This is a genomic window from Jatrophihabitans lederbergiae (assembly GCF_031845305.1).
Classification (GTDB): domain Bacteria; phylum Actinomycetota; class Actinomycetes; order Mycobacteriales; family Jatrophihabitantaceae; genus Jatrophihabitans_A; species Jatrophihabitans_A lederbergiae.
Map to the genome: position 1 here is coordinate 1 of NZ_JAVREH010000054.1, position 23,315 is coordinate 23,315.

9 protein-coding genes are annotated in these 23,315 nt (G+C 68.9%); 7 read left to right on the forward strand and 2 right to left on the reverse strand.

The genetic code is table 11. From position 1 onward, the window contains the following. Positions 1–1,074 (reverse strand): MoaD/ThiS family protein (locus RM423_RS20820; RefSeq protein ID WP_311424967.1); only part of this gene is annotated, 1,074 nt, incomplete at its 3' end. 277 nt (positions 1,075–1,351) lie between these two features. After that, on the reverse strand, positions 1,352–1,855 hold the full coding sequence (locus RM423_RS20825; protein WP_311424968.1) for a MarR family winged helix-turn-helix transcriptional regulator: 504 nt from the start codon (positions 1,853–1,855) through the stop codon (positions 1,352–1,354). Positions 1,856–1,936: 81 nt separating this feature from the next. On the opposite strand from RM423_RS20825, the gene RM423_RS20830 reads away from it, so the two are divergent. The 7 genes from RM423_RS20830 (at position 1,937) to RM423_RS20860 (ending at position 22,662) form a co-directional block, all read left to right on the forward strand. Beyond that, the gene (locus RM423_RS20830) at positions 1,937–2,314 is read left to right on the forward strand and encodes a cupin domain-containing protein (RefSeq protein ID WP_396327815.1); all 378 of its coding nucleotides are present in this window, start codon (positions 1,937–1,939) and stop codon (positions 2,312–2,314) included. Between the two features lie 75 nt (positions 2,315–2,389). Continuing rightward, positions 2,390–3,964 (forward strand): MFS transporter, encoded by a 1,575-nt coding sequence (locus RM423_RS20835; protein WP_311424970.1) that lies wholly within the window; start codon positions 2,390–2,392, stop codon positions 3,962–3,964. A 109-nt stretch (positions 3,965–4,073) separates the two neighbouring features. Then, positions 4,074–4,778, forward strand: coding sequence for a 4'-phosphopantetheinyl transferase family protein (locus RM423_RS20840; RefSeq protein ID WP_311424971.1), 705 nt, complete (start codon positions 4,074–4,076; stop codon positions 4,776–4,778). A 197-nt stretch (positions 4,779–4,975) separates the two neighbouring features. Beyond that, complete coding sequence (locus RM423_RS20845) at positions 4,976–10,237, forward strand: polyketide synthase (RefSeq protein WP_311424972.1); 5,262 nt, start codon at positions 4,976–4,978, stop codon at positions 10,235–10,237. Position 10,238: 1 nt separating this feature from the next. After that, positions 10,239–13,457, forward strand: a complete 3,219-nt coding sequence (locus RM423_RS20850; RefSeq protein WP_311424973.1) for a type I polyketide synthase — start codon at positions 10,239–10,241, stop codon at positions 13,455–13,457. Then, positions 13,454–21,538 carry a non-ribosomal peptide synthetase/type I polyketide synthase gene (locus tag RM423_RS20855; RefSeq protein ID WP_311424974.1) on the forward strand — a complete coding sequence of 2,695 codons (8,085 nt, stop codon included), beginning with the start codon at positions 13,454–13,456 and terminating at the stop codon, positions 21,536–21,538. The genes RM423_RS20850 and RM423_RS20855 overlap by 4 nt, the downstream gene beginning before the upstream one ends. Then, a complete protein-coding gene (locus tag RM423_RS20860) occupies positions 21,535–22,662 on the forward strand; it encodes an LLM class flavin-dependent oxidoreductase (RefSeq protein WP_311424975.1) in 1,128 nt (375 codons plus the stop codon). Before RM423_RS20855 ends, RM423_RS20860 begins: the two co-directional genes overlap by 4 nt. Positions 22,663–23,315 lie beyond the last annotated feature (653 nt).

The following is a 23,315-nucleotide window of genomic DNA, read 5'->3' on the forward strand; positions in this document are numbered from 1 at the left end:
CTCGACAACCAGAAACACACCGGCACGTGGAACCGGCGCACCGAGCGACCTCGGCCAAACTGTCCTGCCCGCACGGCACAATCGGAAACCACAGAGGCTGCCGCCCCAAGAACGACGATCAACAGGCCCCGCGTGAAAGTTTCGGGCTAGGTCGGTGAAGTACTGGGTGAACTGCTCGCTCGCAGTGTGCAGGTCCTCATCGCTGAGCTGGAATGGGTCCTGGCTGAGAACGTAGCTCCAATGCTGAAACAGCGGCCGGTCCTCGACGGGGATTCCGAGGTATTCGCAGATCACGATCAGCGGCAGGGGCAGCCCGAAGTCGGAAAGTAGGTCGATCTCGCCGGACTCGGGAAAAGCGTCAATCAAGTCGTCGATGATGTTCTGAATTCGGGGAGTCAGCTTAGCGACGGTGGCCGGCAGGAATGCCCGGCTGATGGGCTTTCGCAGCCGGGCGTGCTCGGGCGGATCGGCGAAGCCCAGGTTGCGTACCATGAGCAAGCTCTTGGCCTGGGCCTTCTCGCGGTAGCGGGCGGGCAGGTTCTCGGCCTCCTTCGACAAGCGCGGATCACCGAAGGCATCCTCGACGACCTTGTGGCCGAGGACCGCGTAGGCCTCGGCGCCCGGTGGGTTGTCGATACGGTGCACCGGGCATTGGGCTCGTAGCTTCGCGGTCGCCGCGTGCGGCGACGGTCCCGGGTCGATGAAGTACTCAGCAGGCAGAACGTCGGTCATCGCCACTTCCGGCTCACGAGTCCCGCTGCCGCCGGCGATGGCGGGCAGGATCCACACAACGTCCTCGCCAGCCACCATCGTCTCCAGGCCGTCGAGGCCGCGGATGTCGATGTCGTTTCGGTACACGTTCACGTAGCGCTTCATGCCCCCGTCCCGGTCAACCAGCCGCTCGAGGATGCCCGGGCACTGTTGCTCGAGGCCGGTCAGGACCTCACGGACGGTGCCGCCGGCGACCGGCAAATTCTTCCGGCCGCCGCTTATGGAGTGGAACGCGGCAGGAAGCCGGACGGTGACAACGGAGGCGGAAACGGCCTGCTTGTCAGGTGCCGAAAGATCGCTCATTACGCCCGCACTGACCGATGACCCCGGCTTGCCTTCGCTAGCCGCGAGCTTGAAGTGAGCAGAGCGGACTGATTACGACGCGGACCATGGTCTTGCTGCGATGGTCGCCAGCCGCCCCTTGCCGGCGAGCATGTTGCCCGTAGCCTGGAATTCAATTGGCTGGCAGTGGTCCGACGGCGTTCAGTAGGTCGACCCCGTCGCACGCCGCGAAGCGCAGGAAGCCGCCGACGCCGCTGCGGTCAGCCAGATAACACGCCGATCCCATCGCGAGCGACTATCACCAATTCGGCCGGAACGGCGGCAGCGGGCCGTCCGCCAATCGCATAATCAGTTGCGCCAGATCCGCCCGCAGCCGATCGCTGGACCCGTCGGCGAAAATGCTCTCCAGTTCCTGCTCCAACTCGCGCAGTAGCGCACCGGCGGTCTGCAGGTGCTGGTGCCCTTTCAAGGTCAGGCGTACAAGTCTGCGCCGGCCACCGTCGGGGTGCTCAGTTCGGCAGACGTAGCCGGCCTCTTCGAGGTCGTTCACGAACTGTCCGGCCGCCTGTTTCGTGACACCGAGGGCAGAGCCGATCTCGCTGCTGGTCGACGCCCCGGCCAGCAGCGACTGGAACACCAGACCGTGTACCGGACGCAGGTCGGCGTAGCCGGCCGCGTCCATCCGGCGTACGAACTTCTCCAACATGAGCTGGAACGCCATGCCCAGCTGAAACAACAGCTCCACCGAACCCACGTCCACCGGCTGCGCGTCGTCGCTGCCGGCGGCTTGCCCCACGTTCATCAGTTAACCCCTTAACCGCTGGTTGACCGCTATGAGTCAATGCGCTTTACTCTCCATGAGTAAAGTAACTTGTCTAAGGAGATGTACGTGAAGCTGGTATCCGCCACCGAGGAACGCACAGTCGCCACCCCCGCCGCCGTGATGGTCGGACTGGCCGCACCATCGCAGGGCAGCAACGAAGTCAGCACCTGGCGAGTAAACCTCCCCACGGGTAAATCCTCCCCTTCCCACACTATCGATCGAGACCAGGTCTGGATGCCGGTGAAGGGCAGTTTCACGTTCACCGCCGAGGACCAAACCTCCACGGTCACGGTCGGCGAGGCCCTGGTCGTCCCGGGCGGCGTCGTCCGCGAATTCACCACCGGTGACGGTGACGCCGAGGCTCTGGTCGCCATGTTGCCCGATGGCAACGCGATCACGGGCACCGGCGACAAGCTGCCAGTCCCGTGGGCACAGTGATCTGACCGCGGCCGAACACGGACGCCCGCAGCTCGAACACCTGATCCACCCCGCACAGTTGGAAGGCTCCTCCCCGTGACGACTCCCACCGAGACCACCACCCGGCAACGCCGGTCCATCCTGTTCCTGCTGGCCATCGCCGTCCTGGTCGTCGTGATGGACCTGACCATCCTCAACGTCGCGCTGCAGCCGATCCAACGCGAGCTCAAGGCCAGCCAGGCCGCGCTGCAGTGGTGCGTCGACTCGTACATGATCACCTTCGCGGCGTTCATCTTCACCGGTGGCGTGTGCGCCGACCGCTTCGGCCGCAAGCGAACGCTCATGGCGGCCCTGGTCATCTTCGGGGTCGCGTCGCTGCTGGCCGCGCTGTCCGGCTCGATCGGCCAGCTTGTCCTGTGTCGCGCGTTCATGGGCGTGGGAGCTGCCGCCGTGCCGACGGTGACCCTCGCGATCATCCTCAACGTGTTCCCACCCGCCGAGCGGGCCAAGGCCATCGCGGTGTGGGCCGGTGCGGCGGGGGCAGCGTTCGCGGTCGGTCCGGTGGTCGCGGGTGCGTTGCTCGCGAACTTCTGGTGGGGCTCGGTATTCCTGGTCAACGTCCCGCTGGTGGTCATCGGCGTCGTGCTGATCCAGCTCTGGATTCCGGAGTCGAAGAACCCGAACAACACCCACTTCGACCCGGCCGGACTAGTCCTGTCCATCCTGGCCATCGCGGCTCTCGTCTACGGCATCGTGACCGGCGGGGAGAACGACGACTGGACGGCGCCCAAGACCGTGGCCGGCCTCGTCGTCGGCGTCGTGCTGCTGCTCGTGCTCGTCCCGATCGAGCGTCGCGTCCCGGCCCCGGCCCTGGACATGAGCCTGTTCAGCAAATCCCGCTTCACGGCCGGCACCGCCGCCATCGCGCTGTCGTTCTTCGGCCTCATGGGTGCGATCTTCATCCTGACCTTCTACTTCCAGTCGATCCGGGACTACAGCGCATTCGAGGCCGGCCTGCTCATGCTTCCCATGGGTATCGGGTCGATGGCGATGTCGTCCCGGTGCCCCAAGCTGGTGCCGCTGGTGGGCGGTCGCACCGTGGTCGCGGCCGGCGCGATCGCGATGGCAGTCACCTTCGGTCTTTACGCACTGTGCGGCGCGGGCACCTCGGTTGCGGTGATCGTCGTCCTGCAGCTGCTTTTCGGCCTCGGCTGGGGTTGCATCATGGCTCCGGCGACCGGTGCGCTGATGTCGGTCGTGCCGCTGCCCAAGGCCGGCGCCGGCCAGGCGGTCTCGCAGACGCTGCGCCAGGTCGGTGCCGCACTCGGCGTCGCGGTCATCGGCAGCGTGCTCAGCGTCGCCTACCGCTCGTCCCTGGGCAGCGCGGTGAACATCCTGCCGGCCGACCTGCGCACCGCGGCCCGTGGCTCGGTGGGAGCCACCCAGCAGGCGATCGCCACCGCGGCGGGGCGAGGCCTGAACGCCTCCGCCCTGCGGAGCCGAAGCGTCGACGCCTATCTGCACGGCATGCACATCTCGATGGTCATTGCCGCGGTCGTGGCCCTCGCGGTCGCGCTCATTTCACTTCGGTGGCTTCCCGGACGGCCGCCGAGCCCGGCGGCCGGTGCCGAACAGGCACCGGCCGCAACTACCGCCCCCGCCGGGCGCTAGGGCGAGAAACACCACACGGGAATCGGGGGAACAAATGATCGGTACGGAGTGCAGATACGCCCTGCGTAACCGCGTCGAACCTCTGCCCCGTGGGTTGGTGCGTGTCTGGGTGTCACCCGTCGGAGCCGCCGAACCCTCCCACCGCCTGGAGCTGCGGGCGCGTCGGGTGCTGACCGCGGCCGAACTGGCCCGCGCCCCGCAGGGCGTTCACCGGGCGGCCTATCTGCTGGCTCATCTGATCCTGCGCAGCGTGCTGGGCGAGCAGTTGTGCGTCGATCCGGCGCGGGTGGCGCTGGCCGCCGCACCGTGTGAGCGGTGCGGCGGCCCGCACGGCAAGCCGGTCCTGGCGGGCTCCGACGAGCTGCACCTGTCACTGAGCCACACCCGCGGGCTGGCTGTCGTGGCGCTGTCGTCCGAACCGGTGGGTGTCGACGCCGAACCGGCCGGTGGCCGCAGTTGGCGTTCGGCGCAGCTGTCAGAGGTGCTCCACCCGAGGGAGCTCGCCGAACTCGCCCGGGTGGCGATTCCCCATCGAGATCGGGCGATCCTCGGCTGCTGGGTGCGCAAAGAGGCGTACCTCAAAGGTCGCGGCAGCGGGCTCAACCGGGCTTTGGGCAGCTGCTACGTGGGCCTGCCGGGCTCGCGCGGGCACCCGAACCCGGACTGGGCTGTTGCAGATGTGCCCCTGTCGACAGGGCATGTGTGCGCCACCGCGGCACGGTCCACGACGCCCGCGACGCTCTCGGTCGAGGTCAGGGCAGGTCCCCGGTTTGATCCCCACACCGGTGCCATCGCTCTCCCCCAGCGCTGCTAGTCCCGCCAGCTGATCTGCCTTCCCCCGCGAACCGTTTCGTCCGCCGACCCCGCTGTCCCCTCCCCCGGGCACCACGTTCTGCAACCCGCGTCAACCGATTCGACGGGGGCATTCGACCGATGTCCAGTACCGGGCCGACCCGGTGTCCTCGGTGCACGGCAGCGCGCCGCAGCACGCTTTCAGAAGGGATCACTGCCATGCCCGCTCCGTCCGTGGACTCGGTCCTGCGCGCGCTGCAGGTCGGTATCGGCATCCTGGTCGGCTCCGATCCCGAGACGCTCACAGCAGACTCCCGTTTCGTCGACACCGGCCTGGACTCGCTGCGGGCTCGCTCCCTGGTCGAAGAACTCAGCGCCAGATTCGACACCTGGATCTCCCCGACCGCGGTCTGGAAGTATCCGACCCTCGCCGAGTTCGCCGCCCACGTGGTGGCGTCGAACGCCCCGGTCCCGCCCACCGCACCCGCCGGCCCCCGGACACCGCCAGGTGTCACCGACGAACCCATCGCCGTCGTGGGGGTGGGTTGCCGGTTCCCGACCGGGAACAACCCGTCGGCGTTCTGGGATTCGCTGACAGCGGGCCGGGACGGCGTCGGACCGGTGCCCTCGAATCGCCGGCGATTGATCCCGGCAGCCGCGATGCCGTCGGTCGGTGGGCGCCAGATCCCCGTCGAAGCCGGCTACCTGGACTGGTCTCCGGACGAGTTCGACCCGGTATTCTTTGGCATATCTCCTCGCGAGGCAGCCGAGATGGACCCGCAGCAGCGGCTGCTGCTGGAGGTCGCCTGGGAAGCACTGGAGAACGCCGGCCTGACCGACCACGACCTCGTCGACAGCCGAACCGGTGTGTTCATCGGGGCGATTTGGCACGACTTCGCGGATCTGCTGTCGGCGTCGGAGGTACCACCGGGCGCACACACGGCCACCGGTCAAGCCTCGAACATGATCGCGAACCGGCTGTCCTACGTGCTGGGCCTGCGCGGAGTGAGCGTTACCATCGACAGCGCCTGCTCGTCGTCGCTGCTCGCGGTACACCTGGCGTGTCAGAGCTTGCGGCTCGGCGAGTCCGACACCGCCGTGGCCGGTGGGGTGAACCTCATTCTCGGCCAGCGGACGACCGCGGCGCTCACCGGCTTCGGCGGACTGTCCCCGGACGGCCGGTGCAAGACCTTCGACTCACGCGCGGACGGCTTCGGCAGGGGCGAGGGTTGCGGTGTCGTGGTGCTCAAGCGGCTGTCCTCGGCATTGGCCGACGGGGATCGCATCTGGGCCACCGTTCGGGGAACCGCCGCGAACAACGACGGTCCGACGAACGGTCTCACCGCGCCGAGCTCGTCGGCCCAGGAGGACGTGCTGAGCTCGGCCTGCGCGCAGGCCGGGGTGGCGCCGTCGGCGGTCCAGTACGTCGAGTGCCACGGCACCGGCACCGCACTGGGCGATCCGATCGAGGCCGACGCGCTCGGCGCGGTTCTCGGAACTGCCCGGACGGGTGAACCGCTGCTGATCGGTTCGGTCAAGTCCAACATCGGTCACCTGGAGGCCGCGGCGGGCGTGGCCGGTTTCATCAAGACCGTTCTTGCTGTACGACACGGGCAGATTCCACCCAACCTGCACCTGATCGAACCCAATCCCGACATCCGCTTCGACGAGCTCGGTCTCCGGGTGCCGACCGAGCTGCTCGACTGGCCGGCACCGCCTGCGGCCCGACTGGCCGGGGTCAGCGCCTTCGGCTGGGGCGGTACGAACGTGCATGCCGTCCTCGCCGGCTGGGACGACGCCGAGCCGGTGTCACCGCCGGAGCTCGACGAGGCCGTCGTCCCCGCGTCGGCCATCGCATTTGTCTGCTCACCGCACGGGCATGCCTGGTTGGGTATGGGACGCCAGCTCTACCGCCACGAACCCGTATTCCGGGACAGGTTCGGCCTGGTGAGCACCGAATACCGACTGCACAGTCCGATCCGGCTCGCCGAGGTGCTGTTTCAGGACGAGGACCGTCTCGACGCCGACGATGTGACCGTCATGCAGCCGTTGCAGTTCGCGGTGCAGCTCGGCATCGCGGAGTGGTTGCGCTCTCGCGAGGTACTGCCGAACATGGTGTTCGGCCACAGTCTGGGCGAGATCACCGCCGCGGTCATCGCCGGCATGATCGATCTACCCGACGCCGTCCGGCTGTTGTTCCACTATTGCGCGCAGCAGAAACGCGTTTCCGGACCGGACTCCGGAATGGCCATCGCCGAGATCACTCCGGAGGAGGCGGCCGCACTGCCGGAGGTTCTCGACGGCCGGCTCGTGATCGCCGCGGAGAACGGACCGAGATCGACCGCACTGGCCGGCCGGGTCGCCGACCTCGCCCCGGCGATCGACCGGGTCAAGGCCCTCGGCCGATCCGCAGCGATGATCAGGGTCAACGTCAGCGCGCACAGCCCAGCCATCGACGCGGTGCTGCCCGACCTGCGGGCCGCGATCAGCTCGATCCGGTTGCACCCCGGTCGGATCCCGATGATCTCCACCGTCACCGGGTTGCCCCTGGACGGCGCCGGCCTGAGCGGTGACTATTTCGCGACCAATCTGCGCCGGCCCGTTCTGCTGGCTGCGGCCACCCGGCACGCACTCGACGCCGGCTGCGATCTGTTGCTGGAGATCAGCGCGAACCCGGTTCTCACCGAAGCGCTCGCGCAGAGCGTCCGCGAGACGGACAGCGCCGCGACCGTGCTCGGCTCCGGCCGCCGGCCCGATGAGCTCTCCTGCCTGCGCCGGGTGCCCGGCCGGCTCGGGCGATCGACCGAGGCGCGGGCGTCCCGGCCCGATCTCGTCACGATCGCCGCACGGTCGGCGCAGTCGCTGCGGCAGCAGACAGTCGAACTGGCCGCGGCGCTGCACCGCGAACCGGGCACGACGAGTCTTGCCGAGGTGGTGTGGACGACTGCTCGTCGTGCCGACGGTGCGCATCGCCTCGCTGTGGTTGCCGAGGACATCGGCGATCTGTGCGAGCAGCTGATCGAGCTCGGCGGCGGTGGTTCGTCCGCGCGAGCCATCAGCGCACGCAGCCTGACGCGGCGTCCGGGCGGTGTCGCTTTCGTCTTTCCCGGTCAGGGTTCGCAGTGGCTGACCATGGGCCGTGATCTCTACGCCGACGAACCCGTATTCGCCGCCATGATTGACCGGTGTGACGCGGCGGCCCGGGAATTCGTGTCCTACTCCATCACCGGTGTGCTGCTGGGTACCGAACCGGACGTTGACGTCAGCGACATCGACGTGCTGCAACCGGTGTTGTTCGCCATCGAGGTGGCCCTCGCGCAGACCTGGCGCGGCTGGGGCGTCGAGCCCGCCGCGGTGATCGGGCACAGCATGGGCGAGGCGGCTGCCGCCTACGTGGCCGGCGCCGTCACGCTGCGCGACGCCGTGAAGGTGCTGTGCGTGCGCAGTCGCCTGATGCGCCGGATGAGCGGCCGGGGCGCGATGCTCTCGGTCGAGCTCGGCGTCGAGGAACTGCAGGACGCGCTCGATCCGCACCGCGAGCTGGTCTCGGTCGCGGTCAGCAACTCCCCACGTTCCACGGTGCTCTCCGGTGACGAGCAGGCGCTGGAAGAGATCAGATCGGGACTCGAGGGTCGGGGCGAATTCTGCCGGTGGGTCAAGGTCGACGTCGCCTCGCATAGTCCCCAGATGGACGGATTGCTGCCGGAACTCCGTGAGCTGCTCGACGACGTGAGCGGTTCTGCCTCGCTCGTACCGATGTATTCGACGGTGACCGGGCAGGTCGAGGACGGCTCGCGGCTGACCCCGCAGTACTGGTGTGACAACCTCCGGCTGCCGGTGCTGTTCGGCAGTCAGATCGCGGCGCTGATCGAGCGGGGCACGACGGCGTTCGTGGAGATGAGCCCGCACCCGGTGCTGCTCACCTCGATCGAGTCGGTCGCAACCCAGTCGGGGACGGCCGCGGTCACCGTTGCGTCGCTGCGCCGTGACGCCCCCGGCCGCGAGACAATGCTGGGCGGACTGGGCGCACTGTGGGCGCACGGCGTCGGCTTCGCCCGCGGCAGCACCGCCCCACCCGCTCGCAGCAATCTAGAGCTGCCCGGCTATCCCTGGGATCGGCAGCGGCACTGGCCGGCGATCGCGCCGGGCGGCCTCGGCCACCACCGGATCATTAGGGGTCTGCAGCTGTCCGAACGGCTGGACCCGGTCGGCGAACCCGGTGTGCACTACTGGCAGATCCGGCTCGGCACCCAGGTCTCCTCGATCGGTGACCACCGCTTCGGCGGGTCGGCTGTGGTCCCCGGTGCGGTCCATCTCGAGCTCATCAGTTCCGCCGCGGCCCAGCTGCTGGAATCGGAGAGTCTGCTGCTGTCCGACGTGGTGTTCCACCGGCCGCTCGGACTGGACGACGACGGCACGGGTGTTGCGCTCCAGATCCAGGCTAGCGACTCCGGTGACGCCCTGATCGTGCGGGTGTACGCGCTCGGTCACTGCGTCGCCGAGGCCGGCGCCCGTCGGCTCGACGGCTACGCACGGCCACCGGCGCTGGACCTGACCGAGTTGACCCCGGCTCTCACGCGGTACCGGGACGCCGAGACCTTCTACCACCAGCTGGCCGAGACCGGTCTCGATCTGGGTGCTGGCTTCCGCGGCCTCGTCGGCGTGCACTCCCGCGAGGGTGAGGCTGTCGCCGAAATCGCGGTGCCGCCCGGGCGCACCGGGGACGAGACCTGCCTGCTGAACCCGGCGTTGCTGGACGCCGCCCTGCAGACCGCCCTCGCCGTGCAACCCGAACCCGACGCCGGCACGCCGCGGGTGACGCTGGTATCCCGGTCGGTCGACGAAATCGTCGTCGGCGGGCCGCTGACCGGACCGGCCCGGGTACACAGCCGCCGGAACCCGACCCCGCTGACGGAGCTGGGGTCAGTCGATGTCGACGTGTGTGCGGCCGACGGGTCCGTCGTCGTGGCACTGCGCGGTATCCGCCTGAGCGAGATCGACCTCGCCGCGTTCACCGCGACGAGTTCGGCGGATCCCACCGTCGAGGCCGCACACCCGGCCGAGGCTCCGGCACGGACCGCCATCGGCGAGCTCACCACGGCGTCGGCCCGGTCCGCCGCCGCGATCGCGCTCGTGCTCGGCGAGGTGTCCGCCGCCGTCCGGCTCGAACCGGACCGGATCGACACCGAACAGCCGCTGCGGGAACTCGGCCTGGACTCGGCAATGGCACTGGAAGTGCGCAACCGCCTCGAGGCGCTGTTCGGCCTGCGGTTGCGGGCCAGCCTGACCTTCAACTACCCGACAGTCCGAGCGGTGGCCCGGTTCCTGCTCCACGAGCTCTCCCTCGCCGAACCGGACGCAGCGCCGGCGGCTCGGGCCGAACCGGCGTCGCCCGTGGTCAGGCCCGAGCCCGTCGGCGTCCCGGCCACCGACATCGACCGCGAACTCGACGACCTCGCCAGCTGGATTGGACAGAGTTGACATGCCAAATCTCGCCCCGTCCGCCGATCGACCCGACCCGCGACTGAGTCGCGCCGTGGCGATCGCCCACGACCTGCGCGATCGCCTGTCCGACACCCTGGAACGAGCCCGGGAGCCCATCGCCATCGTCGGCATCGGCTGTCGGCTGCCCGGCGGCGTCCGGTCGACCGAGGACTTCTGGCAGCTGCTGGCCACCGGCGTGGACGGCGTCGTCACCGCTCCGACCGGCCGCTGGGGCACACCGGCCGAGGTCGAGGGTGCCACACCGCAGGATCCCCCGCTCTCGGCAGGTTTTCTCGACGATGTCGAGTCCTTCGACCCGGGCTTCTTCGGGGTGGCGCCGCGCGAGGCCCGGCGGCTCGACCCGCAGCAACGGCTGTTCCTCGAGGTCGGGTGGTCCGCGCTGGAGGACGCCGGCTGCACCCGGGGCATGCTGGCCGGCAGTGCGACCGGCGTCTTCGTCGGCGCCAACGCCACCGACCACCTCCAGCTCAGCCTGGCCGACCCGAACGCCGTGGACATGTACACAGTGGTCGGCAACGCCAACTGCATCATCGCTAACCGGCTCTCCTACGCGCTGGACCTGCACGGGCCGAGCATGGTGATCGACACGGCATGTTCGTCCTCCCTCGTCGCGCTGCACCTGGCGTGCCAAAGTCTGCGCCTGCAGGAATGCGATCGTGCCGTGGTAGGCGGGGTAAACCTGATCCTTTCTCCCGTCGCGGCCCGGTCCCACCAGGTCGGTCTGCCGGTCGCCGTCGGCGGCCGGTGCCGGACGTTCGACGCGGCGGCGGACGGTTACGCCCGCGGTGAGGGAGTGGTGGCCGTCGTCGTCCGACGGTTGTCGGACGCCGTCCGCGACGGCGACCGGGTCTGGGCGGTGGTGCACGGCAGCGCCATCAATCAGGACGGCATGACCCAGGGGATCGCGGCGCCCAACGGCCTGTCCCAGCGACGGGTCATCGAACGTGCCGTGGCGGCCGCCGGCGTCCGGCCGGACCAGGTCACGCTGATCGAGGCACACGGCACCGGTACGTCGCTGGGCGATCCGATCGAGGTCGAGGCGCTGACCGCGGTCTACGGGCAGGCCGCCGACCAGGCAGGACGATGCGGGCTGGGATCGGTGAAAACCAACCTGGGGCATCTCGAAGCCGCCGCCGGCCTCACCGGAGTGGTCAAGGCAGCACTCGCACTGGCCCACCGGACGGTGCCGCCGAACCTGCATTTCCGCACCTTGAACCCGAACATCGAACTGGCCGACAGCCGGTTCTTCATACCCACCGAGCTCACCGCCTGGGACGAGCCGGCCGAGCGTCGCTTCGCCGCGGTCAGCGCATTCGGAGCCGGCGGTACCAACGCGCACGCCATTCTGGGTCCCGCACCGGAGCGCGATGCCGCCCCGGCGCAGCTGCGCACCCGGCCCTGCCTGCTGGCCCTGTCCGCGCCGTCCGAGGCCGGGCTGAAGAGGATGGCCGAGTCCTACCGCGATTTCCTGCTGCGCCCGCCGGCCCATGAGCAGCTGTTCGCAGATCTCTGCCACACCGCTGCCCAGCGGCGGACCCAACACGAGTTCCGGCTGTGTGTCGTTGCCGATTCGGCAGGCCAGGCCGGGCGCGAACTCTCCGGCTGGCTCGCCGGCGCGCCGTCCGTCGGGGTGTACACCGACCGGTGCTCGCCGCCGATCAGCGGACGCACGGTGTTCGTGTTCCCCGGGCAGGGGGCGCAACGCGCCGGCATGGGCCGGGCACTCTTCGAGCGGTCCGAGGCCTACCGGCAGGTGGTCAGCGAGGCCGACGAACACTTCCGGCATTGGATCGGCCGGTCGGTGCTCGGTGAACTCGACCGGATCGGCGGCCCGGACAGCGATGTCGCACTGGTGCAGCCGGCGCTGTTCACCGTGTCGGTCGGATTGGCTGCCATACTGGGCGAATTCGGGATCACACCGGACGCCGTACTCGGCCACAGCATGGGCGAGGTGGCTGCCGCGCAGGTGGCCGGCGCCCTGTCGATGGCCGACGCGACGCGGGTGATCGGACTCCGCAGCCGGCTGCTGCGGCGGATCAGCGGCCAGGGTCAGATGCTGGTCGTCGGCCTGGACCAGGCCGAGGCCGCGCAGGTCGTGGCCGAGCACGCCGGCCAGGTCTCGGTCGCCGTCGTGAACAGCCCGCGATCGACCGTGCTGTCCGGTGACCCGGCGACCCTGGGCCGGATCGCGAATCTGCTGCGGGAGCGCAATGTATTCACCAAGTTGGTACAGGTCGACGTCGCCTCGCACTCCCCCCAGGTCGATCCGCTGACCGAGGATCTGCTCGACTGCCTGACCGGCCTGGAACCCCGAAAGGCGAGCGTTCCGATGATGTCGGCCGTCACGGCATCGTTCCTGGACGGCAGCGAACTCGATCCCGGCTACTGGGTCGCCAACCTCCGCGACCCGGTGCTGTTCTGGCCGGCGACCTCGGAGCTCATCGGCTCCGGGCACGACGTGTTCCTCGAGCTGAGCCCGCACCCCGTCCTGACCGGTGCGGTCGAACAGGCGCTGGAAGAAGCCGGTCGCCGCGGCGTTGCCGTCACCGCGATGCACCGCGACGCCGATGACGCCACCGGCGGCCTGGCGGCGGTCGCCGCGATGCACTGCGCCGGCTTGCCGGTGGACCTGCGGACGCTGTGGGAGCAGCAACCACGGGTGGTGAGCCTGCCCGGTTATCCCTACGAGAAAACGGTGTTCCCGCTGCCCCGGCCCCGAGCGGCGGGGCCGGAGCCGGCCGTTGCCGAGCCCGCAGGCTTGGTCGAACTGCCGGCGCCGGTGACCGTCCTGGGCCGGCCGGAGCTGACCGCCTGCGTGCTGGCCGCGGTCGCGGCCGAGCTGGGCGCCGACGCCGCCCAGGTCGACCTGGACGCCGGCTTCTTCCAGATCGGCATGGACTCGCGACTGGCCACGGCGGCCCGGCTGCGGATCGAGGCGGCCCTCGGGCGAAGGCTCGCGGCGACGGTGATGTTCGAGCAGCCTACCGTCCGGCAGCTCACCGAGTATCTACTGGAACTGTTGAACATCGGGTCGCCGGCCGCCACCGCCGTGGTGTCCGGTCCGGCCGAACCCCCGATCGCGCCTGCGCGACCGTCCGAAGCCCTCTACGAGATGTCCGCGCAGGATCTGCAGGCTCTGCTCGCCGATGAGATCCGGTTGGCCGGCACCGACACAGAAAGGTCTTTACCCGCATGACCGATCAGGATCAACAGCGGTCCGTTCTGGCCGAAGCCGTCCTGGAGATGCGACGGCTGCGCACCGAGTTGGCGCACGAGAAGCAGCTTCACCGATCCCCGATCGCCATCGTCGGCATGTCCTGCCGGATGCCCGGGGCCGAGGATTCGGCCGCGTTCTGGGAGCTACTGCGCGACGGTCGCAGCGGCATCAGCAAAATCGGGGACACCCGGTGGAAAACGGCGGATTACTACTCGGCCGAACCCGGCCGGGCCGGCAAGATCACCACCGAGTACGCCGGCCTACTGGCCGACGTCTCGCAGTTCGACGCCGCCTTCTTCGGCATCTCCGCGCGCGAGGCCGCGGCGCTGGACCCGCAACAGCGGCTGCTGCTCGAAGTCACCTGGGAGGCGATCGAGGACGCCGCGATTCGACCCGACACCCTGGCGGGCTCGGCGACGGGGGTGTTCTTCGGCGTCACGAACTACGACTATCTGCAGACCCAGCTGCAGCAACAGGATCCGACACAGCTCGAGGCATACAGTTTGACCAGCAATGCCAGCACATTCGCTGCCGGACGGACGTCCTACTGGCTCGGGCTGAACGGGCCGAGCCTGTCCGTCGACACCGCCTGCTCCTCGTCCCTGGTCAGCCTGCACCTCGCCTGCCAGAGCCTGCGGTCGGGCGAGTGCGATGCCGCCCTCGCCGGCGGGGTGAACGTACTGCTGTCACCGGAATGGTTCGTCGTGCTGTCGCAGGCGAAGATGCTCGCGACCGACGGGGTCTGCAAGACTTTCGACGCGGCCGCCGACGGCTATGTCCGCAGCGAGGGCTGCGGGGTCGTGATGCTCAAACGGCTGGCCGACGCCGAGGCGGCCGGCGACCGAATCCTGGCGGTCATTCGGGGCTCGGCTGTGAATCAGGACGGCCGCAGCGGCGGCATCATGGTGCCGAATGCGTCGGCGCAGCAGGCAGTGGTGCGGTCGGCTCTGGCGCAGTCGTCGGTGGCGGCGCACCAGGTGAGCTACGTCGAGGCGCACGGCACCGGCACACCGCTGGGTGACCCGATCGAGTTGCGCGCGCTGAACGCGGTACTCGGAGATCGCAGTGGCGCGGGGCCGTTGCTGGTGGGATCGGTCAAGACCAACGTCGGGCACCTGGAACCGGCGGCGGGAATGGCCGGACTGATCAAGGTGGTTCTCGCGCTGCGGCACGAGCGCATCCCGCCCCACCTGAATCTGAACACCGTCAACCCCGACATCGGGCTGGACGAGCTGCAGCTGCAGATTCCCACCGAGGGTGCGACCTGGCCACGATCGGAGCTGCCGCGGATCGCCGGCATCAGTTCCTTCGGTGCGAGCGGAACGAATGCCCACGTCATCGTCGCCGAGGCACCGGCACTTCCACCGGCAGAACCCTCGGACACCGGCACGACACACGTGCTGACCCTGTCGGCCCGCACCCCGTCGGCACTCACCGCGATGGCGCGGCGGTATGCCCAGGCGCTCACCGCGCAGGACGCGGACGACCCGGCCGACGTCTGCTTCACCGCCAACACCGGACGAGCCCGGTTCGGTGAACGGCTCGCGGTCGTCGCGGGATCGGCGGCGGAGCTGGCCGCCGGACTGCTCGGCGAGGTAGCGGGCGAGCGCGTGCCGGGCGTCACGACGCACACCGGCCGTGTGCGACCCCAGACCCGGTCGGATGTCGTGTTCCTCTTCACCGGACAGGGCGCGCAGTACCCCGGTATGGCGCGCGCCCTCTACGCCGACGAACCGGTTTTCCGTACTGCTGTAGACAGATTGGCCGACGCAGTGGCCGATTCGCTGGACCGCGATCTGCGCGCGATCATCGATCCGGACCCGGCCGACGCCGACCTGATCCACCAGACCCGCTACACCCAACCCGCCCTCTTCGCGGTTGAGTACGCCCTGGCGCAGCTGTGGTGCAGCCGCGGGATCGAGCCGTCGGCGGTGCTCGGGCACAGCGTGGGTGAGCTCGTCGCGGCCTGTGTCGCCGGAATGCTGACACCCGAGGACGGCATCGGCCTTGCCGTTGTGCGCGGTGAGCTCATGCACCGCTTCGGACTGCCCGCGGCCATGGCATCGGTCAGTGCCGGCGAGACGACCGTCATGGAGCTGATCGCGGCTGTCGCCGACGAGGTTTCGATCGCGGCTGTCAACGGATCCGAGAACACCGCGATCGCCGGGTCCACCGACGGCATCGAGGCCGTGCTGGCGGCGTGCTCGGCACGCGGGATCGGCAACCGCCGGTTGCCGGTGGAACGCGGTTTCCACTCGCCCATGATCGAACCGGCGCTGAATCCGCTGCAGCGCGCCGCCGCGTCGCTCCGATTCGGCCCGGCCCGAATTCCGGTCATCTCCAACGTCACCGGGGCATCGCTCACCGAACTGACGCCGGAGTACCTGCGCGAGCACGCCCGCCGGCCCGTGCAGTTCCTCGCCGGCGTCAACACCCTGATGGAACAAGGGTATCGGATGTTCCTGGAGGTCGGACCGACACCCTCGCTCACCACCATGACGCGGGCCGCGGCGGCCGAACTCGGTATCGAGATCACCGCGGTGGCGTCGATGCGACCCCGTCGGGACGACGCGGCGATGTTGGCCGACGCGACCGCCGCGCTCTGGTCTGCCGGTGCGACCGTCGACTGGCCGGCCGTCCACGGCAGCGGCCGCCGACGGGTCGCGCTGCCCACCTACCCGTTCGATCACGAGCACTTCTGGTTCGAGGCCGGTTCGCATCGCAGCGAGGCACGTGCCGCCGCGCCGTCGGCCGGCCCGGGCGAACCCTCGGCCCGGCTGCTCGGCACCAGACTGTTGGCACCGCTGGATGTTCTGCAGTACGAGGCGATTCTCGATTCCGCGGTCCACGACTGCTTGGCCGACTGTGTTCTCGACGGGGTACCGGTCGTCAACATCGGCGTCTACCTCGACGCGGTGCTGAGCGCGTGGGCCGAGAACGCGCCCCGGCGTGGCTCGACCGCCGTCACCGACCTGGTCGTGTTGCACAGCCTGGTGTCGAGTCCGGAGCAGCCGATGCGGACGCAGCTGCTGCTCACCCCTCCGGCGGCCGGCGGATCGCGGTTCGGTTACTTCTCGATGCGGCAGGGACCGGACCGGCCGCAGTGGCTGGAACACACCCGGGGCGTCGTCAATACCGTCGAGGCGACGCTGACCGGAGGGGCGTGGCAGCGCGAGACCGCACTCGAGTCGGTCACCGCCGAGCAGACCGGCGATGCGTTCTACCGTGACATGTGGCGGCGCAATCTGCTGCTCGGCCCGTCCGCCCGCTGGGTCGAGCACCTGTGGCGGAGCACCTCCGGAGCCGTCGCCCGGATGCGCGCGCCGCAGGCGGACGAGGCAGGGACGTACCTGCTGCCGCCCGGTCTCACCGACGCGCTGTTCCAGACACTGTTCAGCTGTCTGCCGAAGGACATCGGCGCCGGCGCCACGTTCATGATCGTCGGGATGGACCGCTTCGTGGTTCATTCGGTGCCGGCGGCGGGCACGGTCACCCACTGCCAGGCGAGGCTGGACCTGGTGTCCGACGACCGGACGATGATCGTCGCCAGGGTGAAGCTCTACGGCCCGGACGGGGCCCTGCTCATCGAGGCGTCCGGGGTTTCCCTCAAGCGCGCCGTCCGGGAACAGCTCGCCGCGGCCGCCCCGACCGGTTCGGCGTCGTTCGCCACCGACGGCCCGGCCGCGACCCGCGCCCCGGACCTCGACTCCGCCTGCGAGATCGTGCTGGCCGTGGTCGCGCGCGCCCTGGGCACCGACCCGTCCCGGCTCGTCACCGACGAACCGTTGCAGAACCTCGGTCTCGACTCACTGATGGCCCTGGAGATCAAGTCCGGGCTGTTCAGCCGCCTCGGCGTCTCGTTGCCGCTGGTGACCTTCCTGCAGGCTCGGGACCTGGCCGAGATCCAGGAACTGGCACTGGCCGGGTTGGGCTCCGACGACACCGAGGCGGCCGCGCCCGAGCCGCAGCCGATCGAGCTGCAACTGGCGGCCCGCCATGAACCGTTCGAGCTGACCGATCTGCAACAGGCCTATCTGGTCGGACGAGACGGGGCGTTCGAGCTGGGCGAGACCTCGACCTACTTCTACGTCGAGGTCGACGTCACCGAGATCGATGTGCAGCTGCTCGAACGAGGCCTGCGTCAGGGCATCGAACGTCACGACATGCTGCGCGCCGTGATGACGCCCGACGGCCACCAGCGGGTGCTCGCCGATGTCCCGGACTACCGCATCGCGATGGAAGACCTGCGCGAACTCGACCATCTGGGCACCCAGCGCCGCTTGGACGCCATCGGCACCGAGCGTCGCAACGCCGTCCTCGATCCGCAGACCTGGCCGCTGTTCGATGTCCGTGCCACCCTGATCGACGGGGAATGGACCCGATTGCACGTGGGATTCGACGCGCTGATCATCGATGCCTGGAGCACGATGCTGCTGTTCCAAGAGTGGGCCGAGGCCTACCGCGGGGTCCCGGCCGCGCCACCGCTGGACCTGACGTTCCGTGACTACACCTCGGCGATCCGCGCTCGTGAGGGCGGCGGTGCGCACGAGCTGGCGCGTCGGTACTGGTTCGATCGGGTGGACACTCTGCCACCGGCACCGGCGCTGCCCGTCGCGGTCGATCCCGGACGGCTGACGGATTCGACGTTCACCCATCGGTCTGTCACCCTCTCGACCACGGAGTGGCAACAGCTCGCGGACGGGGCGGCAGCTCTCGGGCTGACGCCGTCGACAATGTTGTGTGCCGCGTACGCCCAGATCCTGGCGGCCTGGTCGGAGAGCAGTCACTTCACGCTGAACCTCCTGTTCTTCAACCGGCAACGGGTGCATCCGGACGTCGATCGGGTGCTCGGCAACTTCAGTGCCACGACGCTGCTCGAGGTGCTGAGTCCGCCGGAGGAGACCTTCGCGGTGCGGGCCACCCGGCTACAACACCAGTTGTGGCAGGACCTGGAGCACAGCGCCGTCAGCGGCGTGCAGGTGCTGCGCGAGTTGAACCGGCACCAGGGCAGCGCCGGTCGGGCCGGTATGCCGGTGGTCTTCGCCAGCACCATCAACTTCGGTGCCCGCAGTGACAGCGCCCAGTTCAGCGGTCTCGCCCAGCACCTCGTCGGTCTCGGCGCGGCAGGCCGCGAGGTGTCGAGCTCGATCCGGACCCCCCAGGTGTGGCTGGACCATCAGGTCGTCGAGGACAACGGAACCCTAAAGTTGAACTGGGATTCCGTCGACGCGATCTTCCCGGCGGGGATGGTCGGGCAGATGTTCGACGCCTACGTGGCGCTGGTGCGCGAGCTGGCGACGGACCCCGCGTCGTGGCACCGCCGAGCAGCCGTCGTGGCGTCGCCGTCGCAGCTTGCCTTGCGTGCGCAGGTCAATCGGACGGAGGTGCCACGGCAACCGGAATTGTTGCAGCAGCGGTTCGAGCACGTCGCGGCGACCGAACCGCATCGCTGCGCGGTCATCGCGGTGGACCGGACGCTGAGCTACGGCGAACTGGACCGCGCCGCGGAGAACATCGCGGACCAGCTGATGACGGCCGGGACCCCGGGCGATTCGCTCGTCGCGATCGTAATGCACAAAGGTTGGCAGCAGGTGGCGGCCGTGCTCGGCATCCTCAAGGCCGGCTCCGCCTACGTGCCGGTCGATGCCGGTCTGCCGCCGGAGCGGCTGGCTCTGGTGCTCGCCAACGCCGGCGTCACCTCGGTGATCACCCAGCCGGGGCCCGAAGCCGACCTGCAATGGCCCGCGAACGTCAGCAGATTCGTCGTCGACGATGCGGTGTTCCAGCGGACGGACACTGCCGCGGCACCTCGTCCGGTGGCACGACCGGACGGCTTGGCCTATGTCATCTTCACGTCGGGGTCGACCGGGGTGCCCAAGGGAGTGATGATCGAACACGCCGGCGCGGTGAACACCGTCCGCGACGTCAACGATCGCTGTGGTGCCGGCGCGGAGGACCGGGTGCTCGGGTTGTCGGCCCTCAACTTCGACCTGTCGGTGTACGACGTCTTCGGACCGCTGTCGGTCGGTGGCGCGCTGGTGCTGCCGAGTCCCTCCGATCATCGCGAACCGGCCCGCTGGGTTGAGTTGGTCCGGCGACACGGGGTGACCATCTGGAACAGCGTCCCGACGTTGATGGAGATGTTCACCGAGTCCGCTCTTACCGCGGGTGCCGAGGTGAAGTCGATCAGGCTGGTCATGATGAGCGGTGACTGGATTCCGGTCCGATTGCCCGAGCGAATCTCGACGCTGCTGCCGCAGGCTGCGATTTGGAGCCTGGGCGGCGCGACCGAGGCCTCGATCTGGTCGATCGTGTACCCGATCGACGCGGTGGACCCGAGCTGGGTGAGCATCCCGTACGGCCTGCCGATGGCCAACCAGCGCTGGCACGTCCTCAACAGCGAACTGCAGCCGTGTCCCGACTGGGTCAGCGGCGACCTCTACATCGCCGGTGCCGGACTCGCACACGGCTACCTGGGGGACGAGTACAAGACCCGGCGTAGCTTCGTCGTGCATCCGTTGACCGGCGAGCGGTTGTACCGCACCGGCGACCAGGGCAGGTACCGGCCGGACGGGGTGATCGAGTTCCTGGGACGCAACGATTCCCAGGTCAAGATCAACGGTTACCGCGTCGAACTCGGTGAGATCGAGGCGGCCATGAGCCAAGTGCCCGGTGTCGCTGCCGCGGTGGCGGTGGCGGCCGGGTCCCGTACCGGGGCCAAGCGCATCATCGGCTACGTCGTCGGCGAACCCGGTACGGTGGTCGACCCCGAGCAGGTCACCGCACACGTGCACGCCACCCTGCCGAGCTACTGCGTGCCGCAGCAGATCTTGCCTCTGGACGCATTGCCCCTGAGCAGCAATGGCAAACTTGATCGCTCGAAGCTGGTCAAAAGCAACTGTCCGGTGGCGGACCCGCCGGGCACCGCGGTGGCACCGAGCACCGAGACCGAGCAGTGGCTGGCCGACCTCTGGCAGCAGTTCTTTCCCGATTCGACCGTCGGTGTCGAGCAGAGCTTCTTCGATCTCGGGGGGAACTCGCTCGACGCCGTCCGTCTCGTGGCACGCCTGCACGAGCGGACCGGCCGGTCGCACCCGCTGGGAGTTCTCTTCACGCACCCGACGATCCGGTCGCTGGCAACGGTGATCGGCGCGGACGCAGCCGAGCAGACTTCGCTGGTTCCGATCCGGTCCGAGGGGCAGGAGACCCCGCTCGTCCTGGTGCATCCGGTCGGCGGAGACGTGCTCTGCTACCACGATCTGGTGTCCCGGCTGCCGCACGACCGGCCGGTGTTCGGCGTCCAGGCACCGCCCGCCGACGCCCCGGGCAGCGCCACGCTGGTCGAGCTGGCCACCCGGTACGCCGACGACATCCGGCACCGCCTGCCTGGCGGACGATGCCGGATCGGCGGCTGGTCGATGGGCGCGGCACTGGCCCTGGAGGTGGCCGGGCAGCTCGAAGAGAGTGGCTTCGTGGTGGAACAACTGCTGTGCATCGACCTTGGGGAGCCGCCAGGTCCGGCGCCCGAGCAGCTGACGGAACAGGAGTTGCTGGCCTGGTTCTGCCGTGATCTGGCCGGCCTCGGCGATCACGAGTCCATCCCTTCGACAACGGATTTCCAAAACAGCGACGGCCCGGGCACCCGGCTGCTGCTGGACTGGGCACACACGTCCGGTGTGCTGGACCAGGATGTCGATCTCGCCACGATCGAGACGATCTTCTCACGATTCTCCCGGAATCTGCAGGCCCTCCTGGGTTATCGGCCTCGGCCCTACCGCGGGTCCGTGCGGCTGCTTTTCGCAGCGGAGAATCCGAGCGGAGCCCACAAGGTTGCCGAATCCTGGTTGGCACTGATGTCCGGCGACGCCCGCATGATCGAGCTGCCCGGAACGCACTACTCGATCATGCGAGCCCCTCACGTCGGCGAACTCGCTCGGCACCTGAAGGCGGCACTGTCCGAACCGCCGCTCGAACAGTCGGCCCCGGTCCACACCCGGGCAGGATCCACCGGCTTCGCCGACGCAGCCGGCACCACCACCAACGCAAAGGAGCAACCATGAGCCTGAAATTCGGCGCCTTCATTCCGCCGTTCCATGCCCTCGGGGAGGATCCGAGTGCCGCGATCCGACGCGACCTCCGACTGATCGAATGGCTCGACGAGCTCGGGTTCGCCGAGGCGTGGGTGGGCGAACACCACTCCGGCGGCTGGGCTCCGGTCAGCTCACCCGAGGTGCTGCTGGCCGCCGCGGTGGAACGCACCCGGCGCATCATGCTGGGAACCGGCGTGGTCAGCCTGCCCTACCACCACCCGATGATGGTGGCCAGCCGGTTGGTGCAGCTCGACCAGCAGAGCCGTGGCCGAATCATGATGGGTGCCGGCGCCGGCGTTTCTCCCGCCGACGCCTCGATGTTCGGCATCGCGGCGACCGACCAGCGCCGGATGATGATCGAGTCGCTCGAGGCCATTGTCGAGCTGCTGACCAGCGACGAGCCGGTGAACCGCAAGACCGACTGGTTCGAACTCAACGACGCCCGGTTGGCGGTTCGCCCCTACCAGCGGCCGCGATTCGACATTGCCGTGGCCAGCGCCGGCTCCGAGCGGGGCATGCGGCTCGCGGCCAGATACGGTCTCAGTCCGCTGAACTTCGCGGGCCGGCCGGGCATGGTCGAGCCACCGTTGAGCGCTCTGTGGGCCGCGGGCCAGGACGAGGCGGCCAAGCTGGGTACCAGCGTGGACCGGGCGTCGTGGCGGGTCGCGATCTGCACCCACGTGGCCGAGACCCGTGAGAAGGCGTTCGAGCAGGTGCGCGGTGGCATGGGCGCCTGGTTCCGCGACTACGTGATCGGCACCATGGGCGCGTCGGCCACTCTCCCGGAGGGACGCGAGGTCGAGGCAGCCGTCGAGGCCGGGACGGCCCTGATCGGTTCGCCGGACGATGTCATCGAGGGGATCGAGAGACTGCTCGACGAGAGCGGCGGATTCGGCACCCTGCTGGTGAACGTGCAGGATTGGGCATCACCGCACCAAGTCCGCGACAGCTTCGAGCTGATGGCCCGCTTCGTTGTCCCGCACTTCTCGGGTTCGACCGACAGCTTGCGGCGGTCGCAGGCCTGGGTCGCCGAACGGCGTTCGGACTTCGCCGCGCAGGGCCGGGAGGCCGCGCAACTGGCATCAAGTAGCTAATGCTGTGCCGCGCCCAGCGTATGAGGATGGCTATCGCGACTAGGCCGTTCTCGTCCGCGTGCTCGCTCGTCCACACTGGCTGGCCCGGCGTGAACGCCGAGTCATGCCGACCCAAGCCAGCCGAGATCACCGTGGACGCCGCCCGCTCGACCGCCACCGCAGCGGGCCGTCCCAAGATGGGTATCCTTTGCAAACCCGCCTCCGCCATGCCGTACCTCCTATAACGAACCTATCCCCGACGAAGCGGCTGGCAACCGCGGGGCCGCGGTGCCAACGGTCGCACGTCGCCAGCAGCTAGGATGGTGCTTACCCCAAACTGAATCGCCCCGGGTCTAGCGAGCCTCTGGCGTGCCCCGAGAAACCCGGGGCGATTCAAACATCCAATGTCCAACGCTCGCTCCAAGATCGCTGACCCTGTATCGAAACAGGGGTCACCCAGTGGTGTGGGGTCAAACCATCGGGTCGACCCGCAACGCCCGGAAACACGGGCCTAGACACGCCTCGCCGCTCTAAATGGAGCCTCCATCTGCCAGGACGGACGGCGGACCTCTAGAGACCCGGTGTTTGCTGGGGTATATGCATTTACCGGGACATACGTGGTGCAGTTGTCTGCCGTTGTATGCCGTTCAGTGCCGTTGCGCGTAGATCGATTC

Bases quoted from the DNA above. Each gene is read 5' to 3' on its own strand.
- RM423_RS20825 (WP_311424968.1), bottom strand. From the start codon at position 1,855: ATGAACGTGGGGCAAGCCGCCGGCAGCGACGACGCGCAGCCGGTGGAC.
- RM423_RS20830 (WP_396327815.1), top strand. From the start codon at position 1,937: ATGTACGTGAAGCTGGTATCCGCCACCGAGGAACGCACAGTCGCCACC.
- RM423_RS20845 (WP_311424972.1), top strand. From the start codon at position 4,976: ATGCCCGCTCCGTCCGTGGACTCGGTCCTGCGCGCGCTGCAGGTCGGT.
- RM423_RS20850 (WP_311424973.1), top strand. From the start codon at position 10,239: ATGCCAAATCTCGCCCCGTCCGCCGATCGACCCGACCCGCGACTGAGT.
- RM423_RS20855 (WP_311424974.1), top strand. From the start codon at position 13,454: ATGACCGATCAGGATCAACAGCGGTCCGTTCTGGCCGAAGCCGTCCTG.
- RM423_RS20860 (WP_311424975.1), top strand. From the start codon at position 21,535: ATGAGCCTGAAATTCGGCGCCTTCATTCCGCCGTTCCATGCCCTCGGG.